Raw genomic sequence first — 1,573 nt, 5'->3', positions numbered from 1 at the left:
TCATCGATTTTTATCCAGATGTTTATGTTGGAAGGCTTGCATGCAGGAATAGTTTTGAAGTAAAGAAAATGGTTGAGAAAATAATAACGTATGAAACAACCACGTATGGACAGGAATGGTTCAAAAAAATGGTGGTCGTTGGAGGGGATTCTTACCCCGATGATCCAGATGACCCCTATTACGAAGGGGAAGAAGAGAATAAGGAAGCATTGGCCCACATGGATGGTTTTGAGCCGATAAAACTATGGACTTCAACAGGAACGCTTACCGGTTCGGATGATGTAGTCAATGCCATAAGCGAAGGATGCGGATTCATTTTCTTTGACGGACACGGCAATCCGATGAGCTGGGCAACACATCCCCCGTATGATGAAGATACGTGGATCAGCGGGATGATAGTATCTGACATGGCAAAATTGTCAAATAAAGGCATGTATCCAGTCTGCATAGTAGGCGGATGCCACAACAGCCAGTTCAATGTAAGCCTGTTAAATCTCATGAAATTCAAGGAAATTAAAAATATCTATTACAAATCCGAGTGGTCTCCAGAATCTTGGAGCTGGTGGCTCACCAGAAAGATTGACGGAGGGGCAATAGCAACCATTGGCTATGCTGGCCTGGACTGGTTTGCTGTAGGAGATGATGATAAAGACGGCATACCGGACTGTACACAGTACTTTTCAGGATTTTTGAACGTCAATTTCTTTGTTGAATATGGAGATAACGGGCTGGATATACTGGGAGAAATCCACGGGCAAACGTTAAACGACTATCTGAATAAACATTTCCCGTCGAGTGAGCGCCTGGACTGGAAGACAATAGAGGAATGGGTGCTTCTGGGCGATCCGAGTTTGAAAGTAGGTGGCTATCAGTAAACATGATTCTGTCAAAAACATTTTACGAATATAACCCGGCAGATGTGGCTAAAAAATTGCTTGGCAATTTACTTGTAGTTAAAAATGAAACACTGCTGAAAGGAAAAATAGTTGAAACAGAAGCTTACTATGGGCTGTCTGACCCCGCCTCTAGGGCATTTAAAGGCAAAACAAAACTCAGCAGGTGGATGTGGGAGGATGCCGGCTCCACTTTCGTATACATGGTACATGGTTACTGGTTATTCAATATAATAACTGAGAGTGAGGGAAAGCCCTCTGGTGTTTTGATTAGAGCAGTTGAACCGCTGGAAGGACTGGATTACATGGTAAAAAGGAGGATGACACCTGATATAAGAAATTTAACGTCTGGCCCTGGAAAGCTAACAATGGCTTTTGGCATAAGCGGCAAAGATAACGGCATAAAAGTGTATGATAAATCATCAAAAATATTTATCGAAAAAGGAGTCGGCCAACATTTTAAAATCGCAACGTCAGGGAGGATAGGAGTAAGAGAGGATTTACAGGAAAAACTACGGTTTTTTATAGAGGAAAATAAGTTTGTTTCTCGCTAAATGTTTCTATATACGCAGAAATACCTAGTCAAACTTCTGTGGATTCTCATAGGATGAATTTCCTCGAGATGGAGATATTTATTTCCAACGTCTATAAACTTTTTATGGGGCACCCCTACAACTGCA

The 1,573-nt window shown here is 41.8% G+C and carries 2 protein-coding genes; both read left to right on the top strand.

The genetic code is table 11. The features are described 5' to 3' along the window. A partial coding sequence (locus U9O96_03825; protein ID MEA2054233.1) for a C25 family cysteine peptidase occupies positions 1 to 875 on the top strand: 875 nt, incomplete at its 5' end. Positions 876 to 877: 2 nt separating this feature from the next. After that, the gene (locus U9O96_03820; protein ID MEA2054232.1) at positions 878 to 1,447 is read left to right on the top strand and encodes a DNA-3-methyladenine glycosylase; all 570 of its coding nucleotides are present in this window, start codon (positions 878 to 880) and stop codon (positions 1,445 to 1,447) included. Positions 1,448 to 1,573: the final 126 nt, after the last annotated feature.

The organism is Candidatus Thermoplasmatota archaeon (assembly GCA_034660695.1).
GTDB lineage: Archaea > Thermoplasmatota > E2 > UBA202 > DSCA01 > JAYEJS01.
The sequence above is the reverse complement of the archived record's forward strand: the minus strand, read 5'-3'. Positions and strand labels throughout refer to the sequence as shown.

Coding starts and splice junctions, on each gene's coding strand:
- U9O96_03820 (MEA2054232.1), top strand. CDS start 878: ATGATTCTGTCAAAAACATTTTACGAATATAACCCGGCAGATGTGGCT.